Source organism: Duganella sp. AC237, from assembly GCF_979254035.1.
Genome location: NZ_CEEDEW010000003.1, coordinates 2,044,832 through 2,065,441, shown reverse-complemented (window position 1 = coordinate 2,065,441; position 20,610 = coordinate 2,044,832). Strand labels below are relative to the sequence as shown.

The 20,610-nt window shown below is 66.0% G+C and carries 15 protein-coding genes; 9 read left to right on the top strand and 6 right to left on the bottom strand.

Translation table 11 applies throughout. From position 1 onward, the window contains the following. Positions 1-9 precede the first annotated feature (9 nt). The 3 genes from AC0IYS_RS09500 to AC0IYS_RS09490 all read right to left on the bottom strand — a co-directional run bounded on the left by AC0IYS_RS09500 (position 10) and on the right by AC0IYS_RS09490 (position 5,481). Positions 10-2,310, bottom strand: a complete 2,301-nt coding sequence (locus tag AC0IYS_RS09500; protein WP_471704914.1) for a coiled-coil domain-containing protein — start codon at positions 2,308-2,310, stop codon at positions 10-12. Positions 2,311-2,454: 144 nt separating this feature from the next. After that, positions 2,455-4,374, bottom strand: a complete 1,920-nt coding sequence (locus tag AC0IYS_RS09495) for an NPCBM/NEW2 domain-containing protein (protein WP_471704913.1) — start codon at positions 4,372-4,374, stop codon at positions 2,455-2,457. Between the two features lie 57 nt (positions 4,375-4,431). Beyond that, the gene (locus AC0IYS_RS09490) at positions 4,432-5,481 is read right to left on the bottom strand and encodes a serine/threonine protein kinase (RefSeq protein ID WP_471708834.1); all 1,050 of its coding nucleotides are present in this window, start codon (positions 5,479-5,481) and stop codon (positions 4,432-4,434) included. A 135-nt stretch (positions 5,482-5,616) separates the two neighbouring features. On the opposite strand from AC0IYS_RS09490, the gene AC0IYS_RS09485 reads away from it, so the two are divergent. Together AC0IYS_RS09485 and AC0IYS_RS09480 are read left to right on the top strand one after the other, a co-directional pair. Then, on the top strand, positions 5,617-6,324 hold the full coding sequence (locus tag AC0IYS_RS09485; RefSeq protein WP_471704912.1) for a UPF0149 family protein: 708 nt from the start codon (positions 5,617-5,619) through the stop codon (positions 6,322-6,324). A 100-nt stretch (positions 6,325-6,424) separates the two neighbouring features. Further along, entirely contained in the window at positions 6,425-7,756 is a 1,332-nt protein-coding gene (locus tag AC0IYS_RS09480; protein WP_471704911.1) for an Nramp family divalent metal transporter, read from the top strand. 169 nt (positions 7,757-7,925) lie between these two features. On the opposite strand, the gene AC0IYS_RS09475 is transcribed toward AC0IYS_RS09480, so the two are convergent. The 3 genes from AC0IYS_RS09475 to orn form a co-directional block, all read right to left on the bottom strand. After that, positions 7,926-8,840: an alpha/beta hydrolase gene (locus tag AC0IYS_RS09475; protein WP_471704910.1), complete on the bottom strand. Its 915-nt coding sequence runs from the start codon at positions 8,838-8,840 to the stop codon at positions 7,926-7,928. A 131-nt stretch (positions 8,841-8,971) separates the two neighbouring features. After that, positions 8,972-9,955, bottom strand: coding sequence for a DUF1176 domain-containing protein (locus AC0IYS_RS09470; protein ID WP_471704909.1), 984 nt, complete (start codon positions 9,953-9,955; stop codon positions 8,972-8,974). A 65-nt stretch (positions 9,956-10,020) separates the two neighbouring features. Next, complete coding sequence (gene orn / locus AC0IYS_RS09465) at positions 10,021-10,617, bottom strand: oligoribonuclease (protein WP_471704908.1); 597 nt, start codon at positions 10,615-10,617, stop codon at positions 10,021-10,023. Positions 10,618-10,681: 64 nt separating this feature from the next. On the opposite strand from orn, the gene AC0IYS_RS09460 reads away from it, so the two are divergent. The 7 genes from AC0IYS_RS09460 (at position 10,682) to AC0IYS_RS09430 (ending at position 20,570) form a co-directional block, all read left to right on the top strand. Then, complete coding sequence (locus AC0IYS_RS09460; RefSeq protein WP_471704907.1) at positions 10,682-11,953, top strand: M48 family metallopeptidase; 1,272 nt, start codon at positions 10,682-10,684, stop codon at positions 11,951-11,953. Further along, positions 11,950-12,321 carry a 4a-hydroxytetrahydrobiopterin dehydratase gene (locus AC0IYS_RS09455; protein WP_471704906.1) on the top strand — a complete coding sequence of 124 codons (372 nt, stop codon included), beginning with the start codon at positions 11,950-11,952 and terminating at the stop codon, positions 12,319-12,321. The genes AC0IYS_RS09460 and AC0IYS_RS09455 overlap by 4 nt, the downstream gene beginning before the upstream one ends. Beyond that, on the top strand, positions 12,318-13,232 hold the full coding sequence (rsgA, locus tag AC0IYS_RS09450) for a ribosome small subunit-dependent GTPase A (protein WP_471704905.1): 915 nt from the start codon (positions 12,318-12,320) through the stop codon (positions 13,230-13,232). The genes AC0IYS_RS09455 and rsgA overlap by 4 nt, the downstream gene beginning before the upstream one ends. Positions 13,233-13,368: 136 nt before the next feature. Beyond that, positions 13,369-16,287 carry an ATP-binding protein gene (locus tag AC0IYS_RS09445; protein ID WP_471704904.1) on the top strand — a complete coding sequence of 973 codons (2,919 nt, stop codon included), beginning with the start codon at positions 13,369-13,371 and terminating at the stop codon, positions 16,285-16,287. Positions 16,288-16,410: 123 nt separating this feature from the next. After that, the gene (argF, locus tag AC0IYS_RS09440; protein WP_471704903.1) at positions 16,411-17,337 is read left to right on the top strand and encodes an ornithine carbamoyltransferase; all 927 of its coding nucleotides are present in this window, start codon (positions 16,411-16,413) and stop codon (positions 17,335-17,337) included. Between the two features lie 40 nt (positions 17,338-17,377). Continuing rightward, entirely contained in the window at positions 17,378-18,610 is a 1,233-nt protein-coding gene (locus AC0IYS_RS09435) for an argininosuccinate synthase (RefSeq protein WP_315221499.1), read from the top strand. 145 nt (positions 18,611-18,755) lie between these two features. Further along, positions 18,756-20,570 (top strand): methyl-accepting chemotaxis protein, encoded by a 1,815-nt coding sequence (locus AC0IYS_RS09430; protein ID WP_471704902.1) that lies wholly within the window; start codon positions 18,756-18,758, stop codon positions 20,568-20,570. Positions 20,571-20,610: the final 40 nt, after the last annotated feature.

Genomic DNA, 20,610 nt, shown 5'->3' with positions numbered 1-20,610 from the left:
ACACTGCGATCAGCGTGCGCGCCACACCGGCTGGGCCTGACGCGCTTCCTTGCGGGCGCGGGCCGCGTCCAGCGTTTCCACCACGGCGCCTTCGGCCGCTTCCACCCTGGCCTGCACGCCATCCAGCGCCTTCTGCACCGCGCCGTGACGGCGGGTTTCCAAATCCAACAACTTCTGCTTGGCGGCGGTCATCGCGGCCGTCGTGTCGGCCACTTTGCGCTGCATGTTGGCGTACGCCTTGGCCGTTTCCAGCAACGCCTGCTGGCCTGCGGCCTTGTCGACCGCCGCTTGCGCCGCAGCCTGCTCAGCCTGCGCGCGCTGCGCCATCGCATCCGCTTCCGCCTGCTCCGCGTCGGCGCGCCGACGTGCCGCCTCGGCGATCTGCTGCTCCGCCTCCAGACGCCCGGCGATCGCCTTCGAAGCGCGCACTTCCGACGCCGTCGTCAAGCGTTGTTGCGCCAGCTTCTGCTCGATCAGCGCCAGCGATTCGCGCTCGGTCTCGATGAATTCACGCTCGGCCTGCAGCAGCGCTTCGGCGGCGGCGGCCTTGTCCTGCTCGATCCGGGCGCGCTCGGCATGCACCGCGCCCAACTCCACGGCCAGTCGCGCTTGCGCGGCCAGCGCCTGGGCTGCGGCGGCTTGCTGCCCGGCTTCCAGCGCCACTTGCGCGGCGATCATGCTTGCCGCTTCGGCTTGCTTGTCGGCGGCGGCGGCCAGGCGCTGCTCGGCTTCCTGCTGCTGACGCAATGCCTCGGTCTGCGCACGCTCGGCGGCAACGCGATGCTTGGCGGCGGCGCTGGCGCCCTCCTCGGCCGCCAACTTCTCCTTCAGCGCCGCGATGGCTTGCTGCTCGTCGGCGGCGCGGGCCTGTTCGGCTTGCAGCAATACCTCGGCCTGCTCGGCCTTTTGCTTGGCCAGCGCGTCGGACTGGTGTTGCGTCTCGACCTGGCGCGCGATCGTGGCCACTTCGGCTTGCTCGGCGGCGTTGACGCTGGCGGCCAGTTCGGCGGCCGTGCGCGACAGCGCGGCGCGTTCCTCGGCCAGCGCGGCGGCGCGCTGCTGTTCCTGCATCTCGACACGGGCCGCCTCGGCGGCGAGCTCGTCCGCCACCTGGCGCTGCTTGGCTTGCGCCATCGCCAGCGATTCGGCTTCGACCCTGGCGTGGGTGCTCAGCTCGGCTTCCTGCTCGGCCTGCACGCGGGCCAGCGCGACGGCGCGCAGCTGGCTATCGACTTCGATGCGCGCCTCTGTCGCGGCCATGATGCTGGCGTCGGCGTCGCGGCGCGCCTTGGCGCTGGCGGCGGCGACCATTTCCAGGCGTTCGCGGTGGATGGCGGCGTCACGGATTTCTTTTTCGGTTTGCAGGCGCAGGTGCAGCGACTGCGCGGCGCTGCGTTCGGATTCGGCCTTCGCCAGCGCGATCTGCTCACGCTCCTGCTCCAGATGGGCCAGCGCGCGGGCTTCTTCCAGCGCGCGCACTTCGGCGGCGGCGCGGTTGAAGGCCGATTCGAGCGCGATCTGGTCGGCGCGTTCGCGCTGCACGGTCAGGTCCAGTGCTTCGGCCTCGGCCTGGGCCAGCATCTGCGCGGTCTGGCGCGCGGCGTAGGCCTGGCGCTCGCGTTCGCGCGCCAGGGTGGCGACGCGGGCGTCGGCGCTGGCGATGCCGACCACTTCATCCTTGGCGGCCTGCACGGCGGCGACGCGCTCGACCGCCTGCAGGCGGGCTTGTTCGGTCTGGGCTTGCAGCTCCTCGGCGGCGCGCGCGGCCTGCTCGGCCAGCTCGGACTCGGCGGCGATCTGCTCGAAGGCGCGCTGGCGGCTTTCGTTCTCGGCCTTGGCGCGCGTTTCGGCGGCAAGGCGGATTTGCGTGTCGGCCTCGACGCGGGCGCGCAATTCGGCGGTTTCCTGTTTGACGGCGTCCAGGCGGGCGACGCTGGCCTGGGCGGCGGCGCGCAGCGATTCGAGGCGGTCGCGGTTGGCGGCGATGGCCTCTTCCGAGGCCTGGGCGTTTTGCTGGGCCACGGCGGCGGCGGCGGCGTCGATGGCGGCGCGGTCCTCGGCCAGCGAGCGGGCGCGGGCTTCGGCGTGGGCGCGGTTTTCGGCGGCGCAGGCGGCCTTGGCCTCGGCCTCGACGCGGGCGATGGCTTCCTGGATGGCCTTCATTTCCATCGCCGCGCGCGGGGTGGGCTCCTTGGAGGCGGGTTCGTCGGGGTCATGCAAGACGACGGTGGGAACGGTATCGGCGGAAAAAGCCACGCCCAATTGGACGTCTTCGATTGCGCTTTCGCGTTGAGCCAGTTCTGCTTGCATGAGATTTCTCGCTAGAGGTACGTCCCGGCACACGACGGGACTTCTGAACGCTCATTATCAAACAGGGAACAGCCGGGCCGAACGGCAAGCAGAGGGGGGAAAACCCGTTAATTCCGGTTTAGTACCCGCCGCCGCTGGCGCCGCTCAATTTGCTTGCGAAGACGACAACAGCGCGGCGTCGCCCCAGCTCACCGGCAACTGCTCGTTGACGCCCGTGGCGCTGCGCGCCACCAGTTCGATCACCTTGACGCCGGCCACGTCGGCGCTCATCGCCTGCGCCGCCTGGCCCCAGCGCAGCGGCTTGCTCTTTGCCAGCAGCTTGCCGTCGCCGTAAATGATGAAGGTGACATCGTGCTTGCGGTCCTGGGCGGTATCGTCGACGCCGACCCGCGCGCTGAGTAGCCGATAGCCGCCGTTGCGCACCTCCAGCCGGGAATTGGCCAACACGCCGATACCGGCCGCATAGGTCTTGCCGGCGATGCGCAGCGTCTGGCCGTAAGGCGTGCTGTCGGCGCGCGCGCCGCCCCAGCCGGCATACATCGGACGTTCGCCGGCGCCCCTGGTTCCGGACCAGGCGGCCGATGAGCGGTAGATCATCGGATCGGCCTGCGGCCTGACCACGCCGTCCACGGCCGGATTGACGCTGCCCGGCTGCTCCGACAGATAGCGGCCGCCCGCCAGCAGCGGCGCGCCGCCGACACGGAAGATCCGCGTCTCGCGCGGCGCCACGCGCATTTTGGTGGTGTCGGTGAAGGTGGTGTCCGCCTTGGTCCACAGATCGGTCAGCGTGATTGGCGCGTCCTTGCGGAACTTCAGGTGGTCGGCGTTCAGGTCGACGTCGATGGTCGCCACGCCGCGGTTGAACACCGCCACCGCCTTTTGCCCCGAGGCCAGCGGCTTGACCAGGATCTGCAGATCGTCGGCGTCGTAGGCGAGCGTGGCCTGGTTGCCGGCCGGGTCTTGATTGACCGCGATGATGTCGGCGTTGCCGACCACCTCCATCAGCGCCTGCGGCATGGTGCGCAGGTCGGCGCCGATCATCAGCGGCGCGTTCAACATGGCCCACAGCGCGAAATGCGATCTCGCTTCCACCAGATGGCCGGCGTCAAAATCGCCCTTGCCGATGTAGAGCATGTCGGGATCGTTCCAGCTGCCCGGATGGGCGTACAGCTCGCGCCTGGCCGCGCTGTCGAAATTGGTCAGCATGCGCGCCCACGATGGCGTGATGTCGTCGCTGGTGCGGGAGATGTTGCCGTAGTTTTTGCCCCACGCCCGCACATCGGCGGCGCCCCACACGCACAGCGACAGCAGGAAATCGCCATCCGGATTACTGCGCGCGAGCGCCGCGTTAATCTGGGTAAATTCCGCCTGCACCGCCGGAATGTCGGAGCGGGACACCGATTCCAGGTTCAGCACCGGCGCCAGCGCGCGGTATTGGCCCGAGCGCACTTTCGGGCTGTCGGCGCCATAGGCGCGCAGGCCGCAGCCGTCGACTTTGATGAAGTCGAAGCCCCAATCGGCGAAATACAGCGCAATGTCCCGATCGATATGGCCGTACAGGCCGACTTCGCGCTCGAGCACGCTCCCCTTGGGCAGGTCGGCGTCGCTGTCGGAATACGCCTGCGAACAGGTGTTGCGGCCCAGGTCGGAATAAATACCGGCCTTCAGTCCCATCGCATGCACCTTGTCGGTGAATGGACGGAAGCTGCCGCCCGCCACCGAGGACGGGAAGCGGTCGGGCCGTATCTCCAGCTTGCCATCGGGGATCCGGCGTCGCAGCGCCCAGCCGTCGTCGATGTTGATGTATCGGTAGCCTTTGGCGGCCAGTCCGCTGTCGACGATACGTTGCGCCGAGCCCAGTATCTTCGCCTCGTCGATATCGGTGCCGAACGCGTTCCAGCTGCTCCACCCCATCGGTGGCAAGGCCGCGCGGCCGGCGGTGTAGGCGCTCCAGCGCGCGGTCGGCGCCAACGGCCCGGTCGCGGCGTGCGCTCCGCCCGCCGCGCAGCACAAGGCGACCAAGGCCAGGCGGGGCAGCCAGCGGGAAGTCGTTCGGTCCGGCATTGCGGTCTCCAATGTAGTGAACTTCAATGTGGTGTCACCGGATTGGCGAACAGCCCCTCAGACAGGCAACGGCGGCTCTTCCATCAGCGCGACCTGCTCGCGCAATTCGAGGATGCGGTCTTGCCAGTAACGTTGCGTATTAAACCACGGGAACGCCGCCGGGAACGCCGGGTCGTCCCAGCGCCGCGCCAGCCAGGCCGAGTAATGAATCAACCGCAACGTACGCAGCGCCTCGACCAGATGCAGCTGGCGCGGGTTGAATTCGCAGAAATCCTCGTAGCCGGCCAGGATGTCGGACATCTGGCGTACCTGCTCGCCCCGGTCGCCGGACAGCATCATCCACAGGTCCTGGATCGCCGGCCCCATGCGGCTGTCGTCGAAGTCGACGAAGTGCGGCCCGGCATCCGTCCACAGCACGTTGCCGCCATGGCAATCACCATGCAGACGCAATTGCGGCAAGTCCCCCGCCCTGTCGTACGAACGGCGCACACCGTCGAGCGCCTGCTGCGAGACGCTGGCATACGCCTCTTGCAAATCCGCCGGAATGAATTGATTCGTTTGCAGGAATTCGCACGGCTCGGTGCCGAAGGTGGCGATATCCAGCGCCGGCCGCTCCAGATACGGCTTGACCGCGCCGACCGCGTGGATGCGGGCGATGAAACGCCCCGTCCACTCCAGCACCGACGGATCGCTCAGCTCGGGCGCGCGGCCGCCGTGGCGGGTGAAGACGGCAAAGCGGAAGCCGTTAAAGTGATGCAAGGTCCGGCCGTCCAGCGCCAGCGCCGGCACCACCGGGATCTCGCGCGCGGTCAACTCCTCGGTGAAGGCGTGCTCCTCGAGGATGGCGGCGTCGCTCCAGCGTCCCGGACGATAAAACTTGACCACCAGCGGCAGCGCGTCCTCGATGCCGACCTGGTAGACCCGGTTTTCATAGCTGTTCAGCGCCAGCAGGCGGCCGTCGCCGCGCAGGCCGATGCTGTCGAGCGCGTCGAGCACGCATTCGGGATTGAGCGCGGAATACGGATGCGGCACGCGCGCCGGGGCCACGGCGCCTACGTCGTCGGCGGCAATGTCGCCGTCGTCGGCTCCGCCCTGCGGCCCGGCCATGGCGGCGGCCAGCGCGGCGGCGCGGGCGTCTTCTTCTTCGTCGTCTAAATGATCTTGGTTATCTTGGTTCATCCCCGCATTGTAAGGGGCGCGGCGTGTATACTGTCGCCTTCAACCCAATAAAAAGAGCAAGCCATGCAACTCGACCAGCCACTGAGCGACAAAGAATTCGACGAATTAGACAATTTCCTGTTATCGGAGCGCAGCCCCGAGGACGCGATGACGATGGACATGCTGCACGGTTACCTGACCGCCATCGCCATCGGCCCGGAAACCATCATGCCGGCCGAGTGGCTCAAGCGCGTATGGGGCCAGGAAGAAGCCGACGTTCCGAAGTTCAAGAACCCGAAGGAAGAGGAACGCATCCTCAACCTGATCATGCGCTTCATGAACGAAGTGCTGGTCACGTTCGAAGTGGCGCCGAAGGAATTCGAGCCGCTGTTCGTCGAGCACGAGCACGAAGGCCAGACGCTGATCGACGCCGAGGCTTGGTGCTGGGGCTTCTGGGAAGGCATGGAGCTGCGCCCGGGCTCGTGGCAGGAAATCTGGGATTCGGACGTGCAGGAACTGATGAAGCCGATCTATCTGCTGGGCGCCGACGAGATCGAGGAAGACGAACTGCCGCTGGTCGAAGATCCGGTCAAGGCCCACAAGCTGGCCCAGGACCTGGAAGCGAACCTGCCGCTGATCTACAAATTCTGGGTGCCGCGCCGCAAAGCGCCGGTGGCCACCGTCAAGCGCGACGAGCCTAAAGTCGGCCGCAACGACGACTGCCCTTGCGGCAGCGGCAAGAAGTACAAGAAGTGCCACGGCGACGAAGCGGCCAACGACGCGGCCGAATAAGCCGTCGTTTGCGTGGTTAAGTCCCTATTCGCTGCGCAAGGGATAGGGACAAAGTTGCACCAACTCAAGTAGAATTTGGGCATTCATTATCAGGATGCCCATGTTCTCACTGCCTTTCAAGCTCCCCACCACCGCCACCGCGCCGTTCTGCCCGTCTGAAGTGGCCGGCACCGTCCACGTGCCGGAGGGCGATCCGTTCTGGAAAAAAGTGCTGCGCTTCGCCGGTCCCGGGCTGCTGGTCTCGGTCGGCTACATGGACCCGGGCAACTGGGCCACGGCGATCCAGGGCGGCTCGCAGTTCGGCTATCAGCTCTTGTTCGTGGTCGTGCTGTCGAGCCTGGCCGCCATCGTGCTGCAATGCCTGAGCATGCGCCTGGGCATCGTCACCGGCAAGGACCTGGCCGTGCACTGCCGCGAGCAGTACAAGCCGCCGGTGGCCAAGACCTTGTGGGGCTTCGCCGAAATTTCCATCATCGCCTGCGACCTGGCCGAGGTGCTCGGCTGCGCGCTGGCGTTCAAGCTGCTGCTGGGCGTATCGCTGCCGACCGGCGTCGCGCTCACCGCGCTCGACACGCTGCTCATCCTGGGCCTGAAAGGCAAGGGGTTCCGCCAGATCGAAGCGATCGTGCTGGCGTTGATCCTGACGGTGGCCACCTGCCTGTTCACCGAGCTCATTTTCGTCAAGCCGGACTGGAACGCCGTCGTGGCGGGACTGGTGCCGTCGCTGTCGACCCTGTCGTCGCGCGAGCCGCTGTACTTGGCCATCGGCATTCTCGGCGCGACCGTGATGCCGCACAATCTGTACCTGCACTCGTCGGTGGTGCAGACGCGCGTGGTGTCGCAAAAGGCCAGCGCCAAGCGCGAGGCGATCGGTTTGTCGCGCATCGACACCGTCGTCTCGCTGCTGCTGGCGTTGCTGATCAACGGTTCCATCCTGGTGCTGGCGGCGGCCGCCTTCCACGAGCCGGGCAACACCCGCGTGCTCGACATCGACGACGCCTATCTGCTGCTCGCGCCGGTGGCCGGCACGGCGCTGGCGGCGACCTTGTTCGCGCTGGCGCTGCTGGCGTCCGGACAAAGTTCCACCTTCACCGGCACCATCGCCGGCCAGGTCATCATGGAAGGTTTTCTGAAAATGAAGATTCCGTGTTGGCAGCGGCGCGCCCTCACGCGCGGGCTGGCGCTGATCCCGGCCATGATCGGCGTGCTGACGTTGGGCGAACATTCCGTCGGCAAGCTGCTGGTGCTGAGCCAGGTCGTGCTGAGCATGCAACTGCCGTTCGCCATGTATCCGCTGATCAGCCTGACGTCGCAACGCCGCATCATGGGCGACTTCGTCAACGCCTGGTGGACCACGGCGTTGTCGTGGTTCCTGTTCGCGGTCATCTCCAGCGCGAATGCCTGGCTGGTGTGGCAAGCGTTCGCGGGATAACGAGGCGGGGATATAACCTTGGAGACACGTAGGGCGGATTAGGCGGAACGCCGTAATCCGCCATGCACGAGCCGCCGACGGAGCTTGGCGGATTACGCTTCGCTCTTAAGTCCTCCGGCAGGAGGACGCTCCTTCGATGGGCCCCCGGCGGATTGGCGGGCCTCGCCCGCTAATCCGCCCTACGTGGTTCAGATGGGTTCTGGCGTCCCGAATCATCGTCGTCGCGCAGCACAAACGCGGCCACATCATCCAACGTCGGCGCCAGCCAGCGTAGCGGTGCGGCGATCGAGCCGACCAGCGTGGTGTGGCTGACCTTGTCGTAGTAAAGCTCTGCGACGTCAACGTGATTGGCGCGCAGCCGTTCCGCCAGATGGCCGGTGTTACGCTGCGGGTCCACCAGCTTGTCGCTGCGCGCCGCGATCAGCAACGCCGGCGGCGAGGCGGCCGACACATGCCGCACCGGCTGCGATTCCGGCGGCGAATCCGGGAAATGAAACACCGGCTTGGTGGTCGGATTTTCGATCGGCAAAAAGTCATACGGCCCGGCCAGTCCGATCCATCCGCGCAGATCCCCGATAGACATGCCCTGCTTTTTAAGCCAACGCTCGTCGAGCGCCACCATCGCCGCGTTGTACGCGCCGGCGCTGTGACCCATCACATACAAGCGCTTGGGATCGCCGCCGTAACGGCCGGCCTGCCTGGCGGCCCACGCCACCGCCTGCGCCGCGTCGTCCAGAAAATCGGGATAGCTCACCTCGGGATAGAGCCGGTAATCGGCGACCACGGTGACGATGCCGCGCGACGCCAGCGCCCGGCCGACGAACGCATAGTCTGCACGCTCACCCGCCACCCAGTTGCCACCGTAGAAGAACACCACCACCGGCGCCTTGCCGTTGGCGTCTTTCGGACGGTAGACGTCGAGCATGCGGCGCGGCCCCTCGCCATACGACAGATTGGCGGTGCGCTCGGAGGCGCCGCCGGGCGACAGCGCGTTAAGCGCCGTCAGCGGCGAACAGGCCGCCAGCGCCAGCAAAACCGGCACGGCGACCGCAAGCGCGAGGTAGGAACGAGGGATGCGGGTCATGGCAATGGATGAGTTCGTTGGAATTCGGCCAGTGTAGAAGCGTTACGCACCGCCCACATTCGGTTTCATTAACGAACGGTGCGTTCAATCACTTATGGAGCCGCCCTATTTGACCTGCGCGCTCCATTCGCTCAGCATGTAACCACCCGGCACGCCACGGCACAGGCGCGCCGATGACGCCGACGCCAGCTTGAAGCCTTCCGCCGTCCACAGCCAGGTCGCCTGCATGTTGCAGTCCCCAGCCCGCGCCCTTTCGCGAAGCTACCCAGCTCGCCCTTGTCGAACGATACATTGAGCAACTCGTTGTCCGGCGCGCCGTCGGCGTCCGTCAACCGCGCCCGCTGGGCCGCGTACGGCGCCTTGTCATTGGCCGTCCAGACTGCAAAGCTGGACTGGTAGGCGCCGCGCCCGCATTCAATCAGCAGCAACACCTTCGACGCCGACAAACGATAAATTTCGCTCTGCGACTCACCGCCGCCAATCAGATCCGGCTGCTCGTCACAACCACCTTTCGGCAACTTCTTGACGATCACCGGCAGCAAGGCCGCGTCCTGCTTGCGCTCCGCCACCGGCGGCAGGCCAAGCAGCACCGGCACGGGCACAGCCGGCAATACCGCGCTGGCGGGTTTGGTACCCGGCTTCACCAGTGCAGTCACCGTGCCCACCCGCCCCTGCAAATCGTCCATCTTCAGCAATGCCGCCTTCATGCCCGCCAGAGACAACCGCCACTTGGTTTTGCCATCGGTGACATCCGCATACCCCGCATCCAGCAGCGCCGGCAGCAACTGGGCAATCTGCGCCGGTTTCAACTCGGCCTCCGAGGTCAAACCGGGCAAAGCCAGCTTCCCAACCCGCAAGGTCAGCGGGCCGACGGCGGTCTCATCCTGATTGATCGCGGTCAGCTTCGCCGCCACGGCCCCGTTCGGACCGGCCGCACGCCCCAGCCACAACGCCACCGGCGCACTATCGCCCTCATCGGCCTGATACCCGACCGCCTCGCAAGCGCGCGTGTTGTCGCAAGCAACCTCCCAATCCTTGATCGTGAAATGGGCGGCGCTGGCCATCGAGCCAACCAGCGCCAGCGCTGCGGCGACAAAACATTGCAAAATCTTCATGACTTACCTTTCAGACGAAAAAAAACAGGTTCAACCGAACCTGTTCCGATGGACGCGCGCGTCCCTTACAGCTTGATGAAATGCTCGCGGTAGTACTTGAGCTCTTCGATCGATTCGATGATGTCGGCCATGGCCGTGTGCATCTGGTGCTTTTTGAAGCCGGCCACCATCTCCGGCTTCCAGCGCTTGCCCAGCTCTTTCAACGTCGACACGTCGATGTTGCGATAATGGAAATATGCCTCCAGCTTCGGCATGTAGCGCACCATGAAGCGGCGGTCCTGGCCGATGGTGTTGCCGCACATCGGCGCTTTGCCCTTCGGTACCCACAGCTTCATGAACTTGATCAGCTCTTCCTCGGCCTGCGCCTCGGTCACGGTCGACGCCTTGACCTTCTCGATCAGACCGGAGCGGCCGTGCGTGCCCTTGTTCCAGGCGTCCATGCCGTCGAGCACCGCGTCGCTCTGGTGCACCACCATCACCGGGCCCTCGGCCAGCACGTTCAGGTGCATGTCGGTGACGACCACGGCGACTTCGATGATGCGGTCGGTGTCCGGCTCCAGACCGGTCATCTCCATATCGACCCAGACCAGATTCATTTCATTCTGGCGCGGGGTAATGACCGCCGGAGCGGAACCTTCTGGCAAATCGTTAGCTTGTGACATAATTCTCTCTTGGCTCGCGTGAGCCCACGTTAATCCGAATCCGCCATTTTCTCACAGGCATAGAATGTATTCACTCGCGTTTTCGATTTTGTTCGTATCTTTCATCATTTTGACCTTGATCGTGCGCTTCTGGCTGGCCTCGCGCCATATCCGTCATGTGCTGACCCATCGCGGCGCAGTGCCGGCCGAATTCGCCGAGAAGATCCCCCTCGCCGCCCACCAGAAGGCGGCCGATTACACCGTCGCGCGCACCAAGTTCGGCCTGTTCACCTTGTTGATCAACACCTTGGTGCTGGTCGGTTTCACCTTGCTTGGCGGCCTGCAGTGGCTGTCGGTGGATATCTTTAAACTGACCGGCGGCGGCATGGGCTACCAACTGGCGCTGCTGGCCGCGTTCGCGCTGATCTCGGGCGTCATCGACCTGCCGTTCGACTATTACAAGCAGTTCGGCCTTGAACAGCGTTTCGGTTTCAACAAGATGACGCGCGGCCTGTTCTTCGCCGACATGGTCAAGGGCGCCTTGCTGGGCGCGGCCATCGGCCTGCCGCTGATGTGGGTCATGCTGACCCTGATGGAGAAATCGGGCGACCTGTGGTGGTTCTACGCGTGGCTGGTGTGGAGCGGCTTCCAGTTGCTGATGATGGTGCTGTTCCCGACCGTCATCGCACCGATGTTCAACAAGTTCACGCCGCTGGCAGACCAGTCGCTCAAGTCGCGCATCGAAGGCTTGATGAAGCGCGTCGGCTTCGCCTCGAAGGGCCTGTTCGTGATGGACGGCTCCAAGCGCAGCGCCCACGGCAACGCCTACTTCTCCGGCTTCGGCGCCAACAAGCGCATCGTGTTCTTCGACACCCTGCTCTCGCGCCTGCAACCGCAGGAGATCGAGGCGGTGCTGGCGCACGAGCTGGGCCACTTCAAGCTCAAGCACATCATCAAGCGCATCGTCATGATGTTCGCCATCTCGCTGGGCTTCCTGGCGCTGCTGGGCTACCTGAAGAACCAAGTGTGGTTCTACACCGGCCTCGGCGTCGATCCGCTGCTGCTGCCGGGCCAGAACAACGACGCCATGGTGCTGCTGCTGTTCATGCTGGCGCTGCCGGTGTTCACCTTCCTGTTCAGCCCCCTGACGTCGATCGGCTCGCGCAAGCACGAGTTCGAAGCCGACGCCTTTGCCGCCAAGCACACCGATTCGCGCGACCTGGTGTCGGCGCTGGTCAAAATGTACGAGGACAACGCCTCGACCCTGACGCCCGACCCGCTGCACTCGGCGTTCTACGATTCCCACCCGCCGGCGAGCGTGCGCATCCGGCACCTGAACGCGGCGGCCGCAGCATGAACACTTCCCGCACCACGCTCCCCGACCTGCTCGCGGGCCATAGCCGGCCCGCCAAGCAGGCGCTGACCGCCGACGAGGCCGCGCGTCTTGCAACGCTCGTGCCCGACTGGTCGCTGGAAGACGGCAAACTGTGCCGCACCTTCGGCTTTCTCAATTACTATCGCACCATGGCCTTCGTCAATGCGTTGGCCTACCTGAGCCACGCCGAAGACCACCACCCGGAAATGACCGTGACTTACAAAAACTGCACCGTGCGCTACGATACCCATTCGGTCAACGATGGCCGTGGCGGCCTGTCGGACAACGACTTCATCTGCGCGGCCAAGGCCGACGCGCTGTTCGCCCAACTGGCCAAGGCGTCCGCATGAGCCAGCAAGCGCCAACCAAGCTCAAGGCGACAATCATCGCCGCCCACGGCCGCCACTATCTGGCCGAGGCCGGCGGCGTCAAGCTGCAATGCGTCACGCGCGGCAAGAAGACCAACGTCGCCGTCGGCGACATCGTCGATGTGACGATGACCTCGCCCGACCAGGGCGTGATCGACAAGATCGAAGAACGCAAGACCTTGCTGTACCGCTCGGACCAGTACAAATCCAAGCTGCTGGCGGCCAACCTGACGCAGCTGTTCATCGTCGTCGCGACCGAGCCCGGCTTCGCCGACGACCTGGTGTCACGCTCGCTGGTGGCGGCCGAGGCGGCCGGCATCCAGGCCCGCCTGATCCTCAACAAGACCGACGTCACCGAATCGCTGGCGCGCACCCGCGAGCGGCTGCAACCGTACGCCTCGCTCGGCTACCCGGTGCACGAGGTGTCGGCCAAGGCGCACCCGGACGAGGCGCTGGCGGTCCTCAAACCGCTGCTGGCGGGGCAATCGTCGATCCTGATCGGCCAGTCGGGCATGGGCAAGTCCTCGCTGATCAACCTCCTGGTGCCGGACGCCGACATCGCCGTGCGGGAAATTTCCGCCGCGCTCGACACCGGCAAGCACACCACCACCTTCACGCGGCTGTACCAGTTGCCCGAACTGGGTGAGGGTTCGTCCATCATCGATTCGCCCGGTTTCCAGGAGTTCGGCCTGTACCACCTCAGCGAAGGCATGCTCGAACGCGCCTTCGTCGATTTTGCGCCCTACCTTGGACATTGCAAGTATTACAATTGCCGGCACCTGATCGAGCCGCAATGCGCCATCCTGGCGGCGGTCGCCGAGGGCAAGATCACCAAGATGCGCCACACGCTGTACGGCCAACTGTTGCATGAATCGTCGCAAACGCTGTATTAAATAGTACTCTTGCATCATAGGAGCCACCTTTTGCGTGGCCCGCGCACACAGTATCCGGTTTGGCGATTATAATTCCCAAGGGAAATTATACGTGCGTTTCCATCAACACATTTAGATGCGCGGTTCGAGGACATCGATGGACATGTTTGCGCTCGACGACGAAGTATCGCAGTGGGAAACCGCCCTGCCGACCTTGCGCGGGCCGGCCCGCCTGCCGGTGCTGGTGCCGCTGGCCTGGCACCTGCGCCAGCGCGACAGCGCGCGCGCCGTCGCCCTCGCCCGTGAGGGCCTGGATCTGCTGCCGGCCACCGCGCTGGGTCCGCAGGCGCAAACCGTGACGGCGGCCCGGCTGCGGCTGGTGGAAACCGAGGCCGACTGGCTCGAAGGCCGCCTGCCGGAGGCCGAGGCCAAGGCCGCCGCCATCGCCGCGCAATTGCACGCGCAGGGCGACCAGCGCGGCTGCGCCGACACCCACTGGCTGCGCGCCTGGGTCGCCATCGACGGCGGCGACCATCCGGGCGGCATCGCCCATCTCGAACGCATGGCCGCCATTGCCGGCGAGGCCGGCGACACCGAACGCGTCGCCATCGCCGAAGCGACCATCGCGCGCTGGGCAGTCATCGAGGACATGCGCGCCGCCGAACGGCGATGGGGCACCCACTTCCAGCACTTCCAGCACCATCTGGTGGCCGACGCCGGCGCCACGGTGGAACCGGCCGCGCCGATCGCGCCGATGGAACAAGGCGTGGCCGCGTGGATCGGCGACTTTTTCGGCACCCGCGCCAGCCAGGGCGGCCACTACGGCGCCGCCGCCGGCCACTTCATCCGCGCCTACGAGGCCGCGCGCGCCACCGGCCAGCTGCGCGCGGCCATCACCGCCGCCGTCAACGTCGGCCTCGATTTCGCCATCCTGCACGACCACCACGCCGCGCTCGACTGGCTGCAGCGCGCGCTCGACCTGGCCCGTCCGACCGGCTGGCCGCGCAGCGTCGGCGCCTGCCTGTCGCACACGGCCGACACCATGCGCCGCCTGGGCCGGCTCGACGCCAGCGCCGAACTGCTGGCCGAAGCCCTGTCGGTGCTGGCGCCGCTGCCGGCCGGCCGCAGCTACGCCTCGGCGCTGCACTTCCTGGGCGACCTCTCGCTCGACCGCGCCGACTACGCCGCCGCGCTCGACGCCTTCAGCGGCCTGGAACAACGCGCCGCCGCGCTGCGCCAGGTCGACCTGCACAGCGTGGCCCGCCGCGGCCAGGCCCACGCGCTGTGCTACCTCGACCGCCCGCAGGAGGCGCTGGCCGCCGCCGGGCACGCGATCGAACTGGCCACCGCCCAGGACCACCTGGACAACCACGTCGCCGCGCTGCGGGTGCTGTCGGAAATCCACGCGCGCCACCCGCTGCCGGCACCGCCCGGCATGACCAAGCCCAACGCCACCCTGCACTACCTGCACCGGGCGCTGGCGGTGGCTTCGCGCATCGACGGCTACACCCTGCCGGGCGACCTGCTCGACGCGCTCGGCGCCCAGTACGCCCGCATCGGCGACCACGCCCAGGCCTACGCCTCGGCCTTGGCGGCGGCCGCCGCGCGCGACAAGACCCACGGCCAGGAGGCCACCAACCGCGCCATCGCCATGCAGGTGCACCACCAGACCGAGCGCGCCCGCGCCGAGGGCCTGCACCACCGGCTGCTGGCAGCGTCCGAGGCCCACCGCGCCAAGCTGCTGCTGCAAACCACCGCCACGCTCGAGCGGCTGTCGGTGATCGGCCGCGAGATCACCACCCACCTGGACGCCGCCGCCATCTTCGCCGCGCTCAACGCCCACGTGCAGGCGCTGCTGCCGGCCAACACCTTCGCCATCTACCTGTGCGACCCCGGCTTCGACACCCTGAGCCGCGTGTTCGGCGTCGAGAACGGCGCGCCGCTGGCGAGCAACACCATCGCCGTCGACAACCCGCGCGCCAATGCCGCGCGCAGCCTGCGCGAGCGCGTCGAGATCTATGTCGACGACGCCGGCCCGGACGACATCTTCCTGGCACCCGGCACGCAACTGATGTCGTGCGCGCTGTACGTGCCGCTGCTGGTCGGCGAGCGCACCCTGGGCGTGATGACGGTGCAGGCGGCCCGCGCGCGCGCCTACGGCGAGCGCGAACGGCTGATCTTCCGCACCTTGTGCGCCTACGGCGCCATCGCGCTCGACAACGCCCAGGCCTACCGCCAGTTGCAGGACGCGCAGACGCAGCTGGTGTCGCAGCAAAAGCTGGCGGCGCTCGGCGCGCTGATGGCCGGCGTCGCCCATGAACTCAACACGCCGATCGGCAACAGCCTGCTGATCGCCAGCACCTTGCACCAGAAGACCGAGGAGCTGGCCAAACGCCTGGACGGTCCCGGCCTGCGCCGCTCCGACCTGTCCACCTACCTGAGGGACGCCGTCGCCGCGCACGCGCTGGTCATGCGCGGGCTCACCAGCGCGGCCGACCTGGTCAACAGCTTCAAGCAGGTGGCGGTCGACCGCACCACCGAGCAGCGCCGCCGCTTCGACCTGCAGCAGGTGGCCACCGAGGTGATCGCCACGATGATGAACCGGGTGCGCGCCAGTGGCCACCGCATCGACGTCGAGGTGCCGGCCGACATCGCCATGGACAGCTATCCCGGTCCGCTGGGCCAGGTCATCGCCAATTTCATCAACAACGCCCTGCTGCACGCGTTCGGCGGCGCCGACGCATCTGGCGGCAACGGCGACGGCGCCGGCGGCGGGCGCATGTGGCTGCGCGCGGCCGCGCCGGCCGACGGCAAGGTGACGCTGGTGTTCGGCGACGATGGCGCCGGCATCGCGCCGGAGCACATGTCGCGCATCTTCGATCCCTTCTTCACCACCAAGCTGGGCCAGGGCGGCAGCGGGCTGGGATTGTCGATCAGTTACAATATTGTCACGTCGGTGTTGGGCGGGCAGATCACGGTCCACAGCGCGCCCGGCGGCACCACGTTCACCCTGGAGCTGCCGCTGACCGCGCCGGCGCCGGCCCCCGGGGCGGCCGCCGAGCGGATCTACCATTAAATTCGCCCCCGCCGACAGCACAATCTGCGGCAATTCGCCCCTTTGGCCGAATTGCCTTTATAATTGTTCGGCTCAGCCGGCCGCGCATCCAGTCACGGGCCAGTTCACCTGTCAGTTGTCATTATGCCTATCCAAAAACCGATCAAGCATTACCTGCAGTTTTCCGACTTCACGTTGGCCGAATACGAATACGTCATCGAGCGCGCGCACCTGATCAAGCGAAAGTTCAAAAACTACGAGATTTACCACCCGCTGATCGACCGCACGCTGGTGATGGTGTTCGAGAAGAACTCCACCCGCACCCGCCTGTCGTTCGAGGCCGGCATGCACCAGCTGGGCGGCGCCGCCATCTACCTGAACACGCGCGACTCGCAGCTGGGACGCGGCGAGCCGGTGGAAGACGCCGGCCAGGTGATGAGCCGCATGTGCGACATCATCATGGTGCGCACCTTCGGCCAGGACATCATCGAGCGCTTCGCCGCCCATTCGCGCGTGCCGGTGATTAACGGCCTGACCAACGAGCACCACCCATGCCAGGTGTTCGCCGACATCTTCACCTTCTACGAGCACCGCGGCCCGATCGCCGGCAAGACCGTGGCCTGGATCGGCGACGCCAACAACATGCTGTATTCGTGGCTGCAGGCGGCCGAAGTGTTCGGCTTCCACGTCAACGTCTCCACGCCCAAGGGCTACGACATGGACATGTCGCTGGTGTCGACCGACCGCTACACCTTCTTCGCCAACCCGGCCGACGCCTGCGAGGGCGCGCACCTGGTCAACACCGACGTGTGGACCAGCATGGGCTACGAAGAGGAAAACGCCGCCCGCATCAAAGCCTTCGACGGCTGGATCGTCGACGGCGCCAAGATGGCGCGCGCCGCGCCGGACGCGCTGTTCATGCACTGCCTGCCCGCCCACCGCGGCGAGGAAGTGGCGGCCGAAGTGATCGACGGCCCGCAGTCGGTGGTCTGGGACGAGGCGGAAAACCGCCTGCACATCCAGAAGGCGCTGATCGAATACCTGCTGCTCGGCCGCCTCGACGCGCAGTGATCTTCATATAAAAATACATTTCACCTCCATTGGAACTAGCATGAGCGATATTAAAAAAGTAGTCCTCGCCTACTCGGGCGGCCTCGATACCTCCGTCATCCTCAAATGGCTGCAGGATAACTACCAGTGCGAAATCGTCACCTTCACCGCCGACCTGGGTCAGGGCGAAGAGCTGGAGCCGGCGCGCGCCAAGGCGATCAAGTTCGGCATCAAGCCGGAGAATATCTACATCGACGACGTGCGCGAGGAATTCGTGCGCGACTTCGTGTTCCCGATGTTCCGCGCCAATACGGTGTATGAAGGCGAGTACCTGCTGGGCACTTCGATCGCCCGTCCGCTGATCGCCAAGCGCCTGATCGAAATCGCCAACGAGACCGGCGCCGACGCCATCTCGCACGGCGCCACCGGCAAGGGCAACGACCAGGTGCGCTTCGAACTGGGCGCCTACGCGCTCAAACCGGGCGTCAAAGTGATCGCCCCATGGCGCGAGTGGGACCTGCTGTCGCGCGAAAAACTGCTGAAGTACGCCGAAGACGCGGGTATCGCCATCGACATGAAGCACAAGAACGGCGGCGCGCCGTACTCGATGGACGCCAACCTGCTGCACATCTCCTTCGAAGGCCGCCATCTGGAAAACCCGAGCGCCGAAGCCGAGGAAAGCATGTGGCGCTGGAGCGTGAGCCCGGAGAACGCGCCCGACCAGGCCGAGTACCTGGACCTGGAATACGAGCGTGGCGACATCGTCGCCGTCAACGGCGTGCGCATGTCGCCGGCCACCGTGCTGACGGAATTGAACCGCCTGGGCGGCAAGCATGGCATCGGCCGTCTGGACCTGGTGGAAAACCGCTACGTCGGCATGAAGTCGCGCGGCTGCTACGAAACCCCGGGCGGCACCATCATGCTCAAGGGCCACCGCGCCATCGAGTCGATCACCCTGGACCGCGAAGTGGCCCACCTGAAGGACGACCTGATGCCGCGCTACGCGTCGATGATCTACAACGGCTACTGGTGGGCGCCGGAGCGCGTCGCGCTGCAAACCCTGATCGACCACACGCAGGCGACCGTCAACGGCTGGGTGAGGATCAAGCTTTACAAGGGCAACGTGATCGTCGTCTCGCGCGATTCGAAGACCGACTCCCTGTTTGATATGAACATCGCCACCTTCGACGAAGACGGCGGCGCCTACAACCAGGCCGACGCGGGCGGCTTCATCAAACTGAACGCGCTGCGCATGCGCATCGCCGCCAACGCGCGCCTCAAGCGCGGGCAGTAAAAAGTCAACCAGCAGGCCGGTGCGCAGCTTATACGCCACGCTTGATGACGAAACGGGCCGCTGAATCAGCGGCCCGTTTTTTGTCCTCCACAAAGGGCGGCAAGATGATACATTGCTCCCACCGCATCATCGTAGTGGAGCATGCATGTTAAAAGACCTCGGTATCAAGACAAAACTCGCCATCGGCTTCGGCGCCATCGTCGCCGTCATTCTGGTGCTGCTGCTGGTGGCGTTCGCCAATTTCATCAAGCTGTCCACCGCCGGCGACTGGGACCGCCACACGCAGGAGGTGCTGATCGAGGTAGCCGCTATCGACAACGCGCTGCTGCAGGTGCAAAGCGCCAATCGAGGCTTCATGCTGACCGGCGTCGAAACCATCGCCGCGCCGATCACCGCCGCCGACGCGCTGGCGCGCAAGCAGATGGACAAGGTCGCCCTGCTCACGCGCGACAATCCGGCGCAGCAGGCGCGCATGGCCAAACTGCGGCCGCTGTTCGACAACTGGATGCACAACGTCATCGAGCCGCTGGTGGCCAGGCGGCGCGCGCTGAACAAGACGGTCGGCATGTCGATGCAGGCGGCGTCGATCGCCGACATCCAGGGCGGGACCGCCACCATGATCGCCATGCGCCAACTGATCCGCGACATGTCGGCCGAGGAGACGCGCCTGCTGGCGCTGCGCTCGAACGCGTCGAACGAGCTGCAGCAAACCATGCGCCTGCTGCTGACCATCGGCGGCGCCGCCTGCGTGCTGCTGGCCGTCGTCGTCGGCGTGGTCCTGACGCGCGCGCTGCTAACGCCGCTGAACAATCTGACCCACGCGGTCGGGCGCATCGCCGGCGGCGACCAGTCGGCGCGCGCGCCGGTGCTGTCGGCCGATGAACTGGGCAAGGTCACCGTCGAATTCAACCGCATGGCGCAGGCCATCCAGGACAGCCAGGCCAACGAGCTGGCGGCCACCAACCTGCTCAAGTCCAAGGTCGATTCGCTGCTCGGCGTGGTGTCGAAGGCCGCCTCGGGCGATCTGACCGGCAGGATCGAGGTGACCGGCGCCGACGCCATCGGCCAGTTGGGCCATGGGCTCGACCGCATGTTCGACAACCTGCGCGGACTGCTCAACAACGTGCAGCGGGCCGGCATCCAGGTCACCACCTCGGCCACCGAAATCGCCGCCTCGGCCAAGCAGCAGGAGGCCACCGGCATCGAGCAGGCGCAGACCAGCGTCGAGATCCTCAGCACCACCAAGCAAATCTCGGCCAACACGGCCGAACTGCTCAGGACAATGGAGGACGCCACCGCCGTCGCCGACTACACCACCAGCGCCACCGCCGAGGCCCAGAACAACCTGCAACGCATGGACGGCACCATGCAGCACATGGTCGCGGCCACCGATTCGATCAACGCCAAGCTGGCCGCGCTGTCGGAGAAGGCATCCAACATCAACAGCGTTTTGATCACCATCACCAAGGTTGCCGACCAGACCAACATCCTGTCGCTCAACGCCGCCATCGAGGCCGAGAAGGCCGGCGACGCCGGCCGCGGCTTCTCGGTCGTGGCCACCGAAATCCGCCGCCTGGCCGACCAGACGTCGGTGTCGACCTGGGACATCGAACAAATGCTCAAGGAGATGCAGTCGGCCGTTTCGGCCAGCGTGATGGGCATGGACAAATTCTCCGAGGAGATCCGCCGCAGCGTCGGCGAGGTGCGCCAGGTGACCGACCAGCTCTCCGGCGTGATGGACCAGGTGCAGAAACTGGCGCCGCAGTTCGACGCCGTGCTGCAGGGGATGCAGTCGCAGGCGGTCGGCGCGCAGCAGATTTCCGAGACGATGATGCAGCTGAACGACGCCACCCAGCAGACGGTCGAATCGCTCAAGTCCACCAGCGAGGCGGTACACCAGTTGCAGTATGCCGCCGGCGATCTGCAAACGAGCGTCGCCAACTTTGCCGTAGCGGCCTAAGCGTGGGACAATGCCGCGACCAACGCGGCCATCGGAGAAG

Excerpts from the sequence above, each read along its gene's own strand:
- AC0IYS_RS09460 (WP_471704907.1), top strand. The coding sequence starts at position 10,682 with ATGTATTCACTCGCGTTTTCGATTTTGTTCGTATCTTTCATCATTTTG.
- AC0IYS_RS09500 (WP_471704914.1), bottom strand. The coding sequence starts at position 2,310 with ATGCAAGCAGAACTGGCTCAACGCGAAAGCGCAATCGAAGACGTCCAA.
- AC0IYS_RS09480 (WP_471704911.1), top strand. The coding sequence starts at position 6,425 with ATGTTCTCACTGCCTTTCAAGCTCCCCACCACCGCCACCGCGCCGTTC.
- argF (WP_471704903.1), top strand. The coding sequence starts at position 16,411 with ATGCCTATCCAAAAACCGATCAAGCATTACCTGCAGTTTTCCGACTTC.
- AC0IYS_RS09490 (WP_471708834.1), bottom strand. The coding sequence starts at position 5,481 with ATGGCCGGGCCGCAGGGCGGAGCCGACGACGGCGACATTGCCGCCGAC.
- AC0IYS_RS09455 (WP_471704906.1), top strand. The coding sequence starts at position 11,950 with ATGAACACTTCCCGCACCACGCTCCCCGACCTGCTCGCGGGCCATAGC.
- AC0IYS_RS09435 (WP_315221499.1), top strand. The coding sequence starts at position 17,378 with ATGAGCGATATTAAAAAAGTAGTCCTCGCCTACTCGGGCGGCCTCGAT.
- AC0IYS_RS09445 (WP_471704904.1), top strand. The coding sequence starts at position 13,369 with ATGGACATGTTTGCGCTCGACGACGAAGTATCGCAGTGGGAAACCGCC.
- orn (WP_471704908.1), bottom strand. The coding sequence starts at position 10,617 with ATGTCACAAGCTAACGATTTGCCAGAAGGTTCCGCTCCGGCGGTCATT.
- AC0IYS_RS09475 (WP_471704910.1), bottom strand. The coding sequence starts at position 8,840 with ATGACCCGCATCCCTCGTTCCTACCTCGCGCTTGCGGTCGCCGTGCCG.
- AC0IYS_RS09470 (WP_471704909.1), bottom strand. The coding sequence starts at position 9,955 with ATGAAGATTTTGCAATGTTTTGTCGCCGCAGCGCTGGCGCTGGTTGGC.
- AC0IYS_RS09430 (WP_471704902.1), top strand. The coding sequence starts at position 18,756 with ATGTTAAAAGACCTCGGTATCAAGACAAAACTCGCCATCGGCTTCGGC.
- AC0IYS_RS09495 (WP_471704913.1), bottom strand. The coding sequence starts at position 4,374 with ATGCCGGACCGAACGACTTCCCGCTGGCTGCCCCGCCTGGCCTTGGTC.
- rsgA (WP_471704905.1), top strand. The coding sequence starts at position 12,318 with ATGAGCCAGCAAGCGCCAACCAAGCTCAAGGCGACAATCATCGCCGCC.
- AC0IYS_RS09485 (WP_471704912.1), top strand. The coding sequence starts at position 5,617 with ATGCAACTCGACCAGCCACTGAGCGACAAAGAATTCGACGAATTAGAC.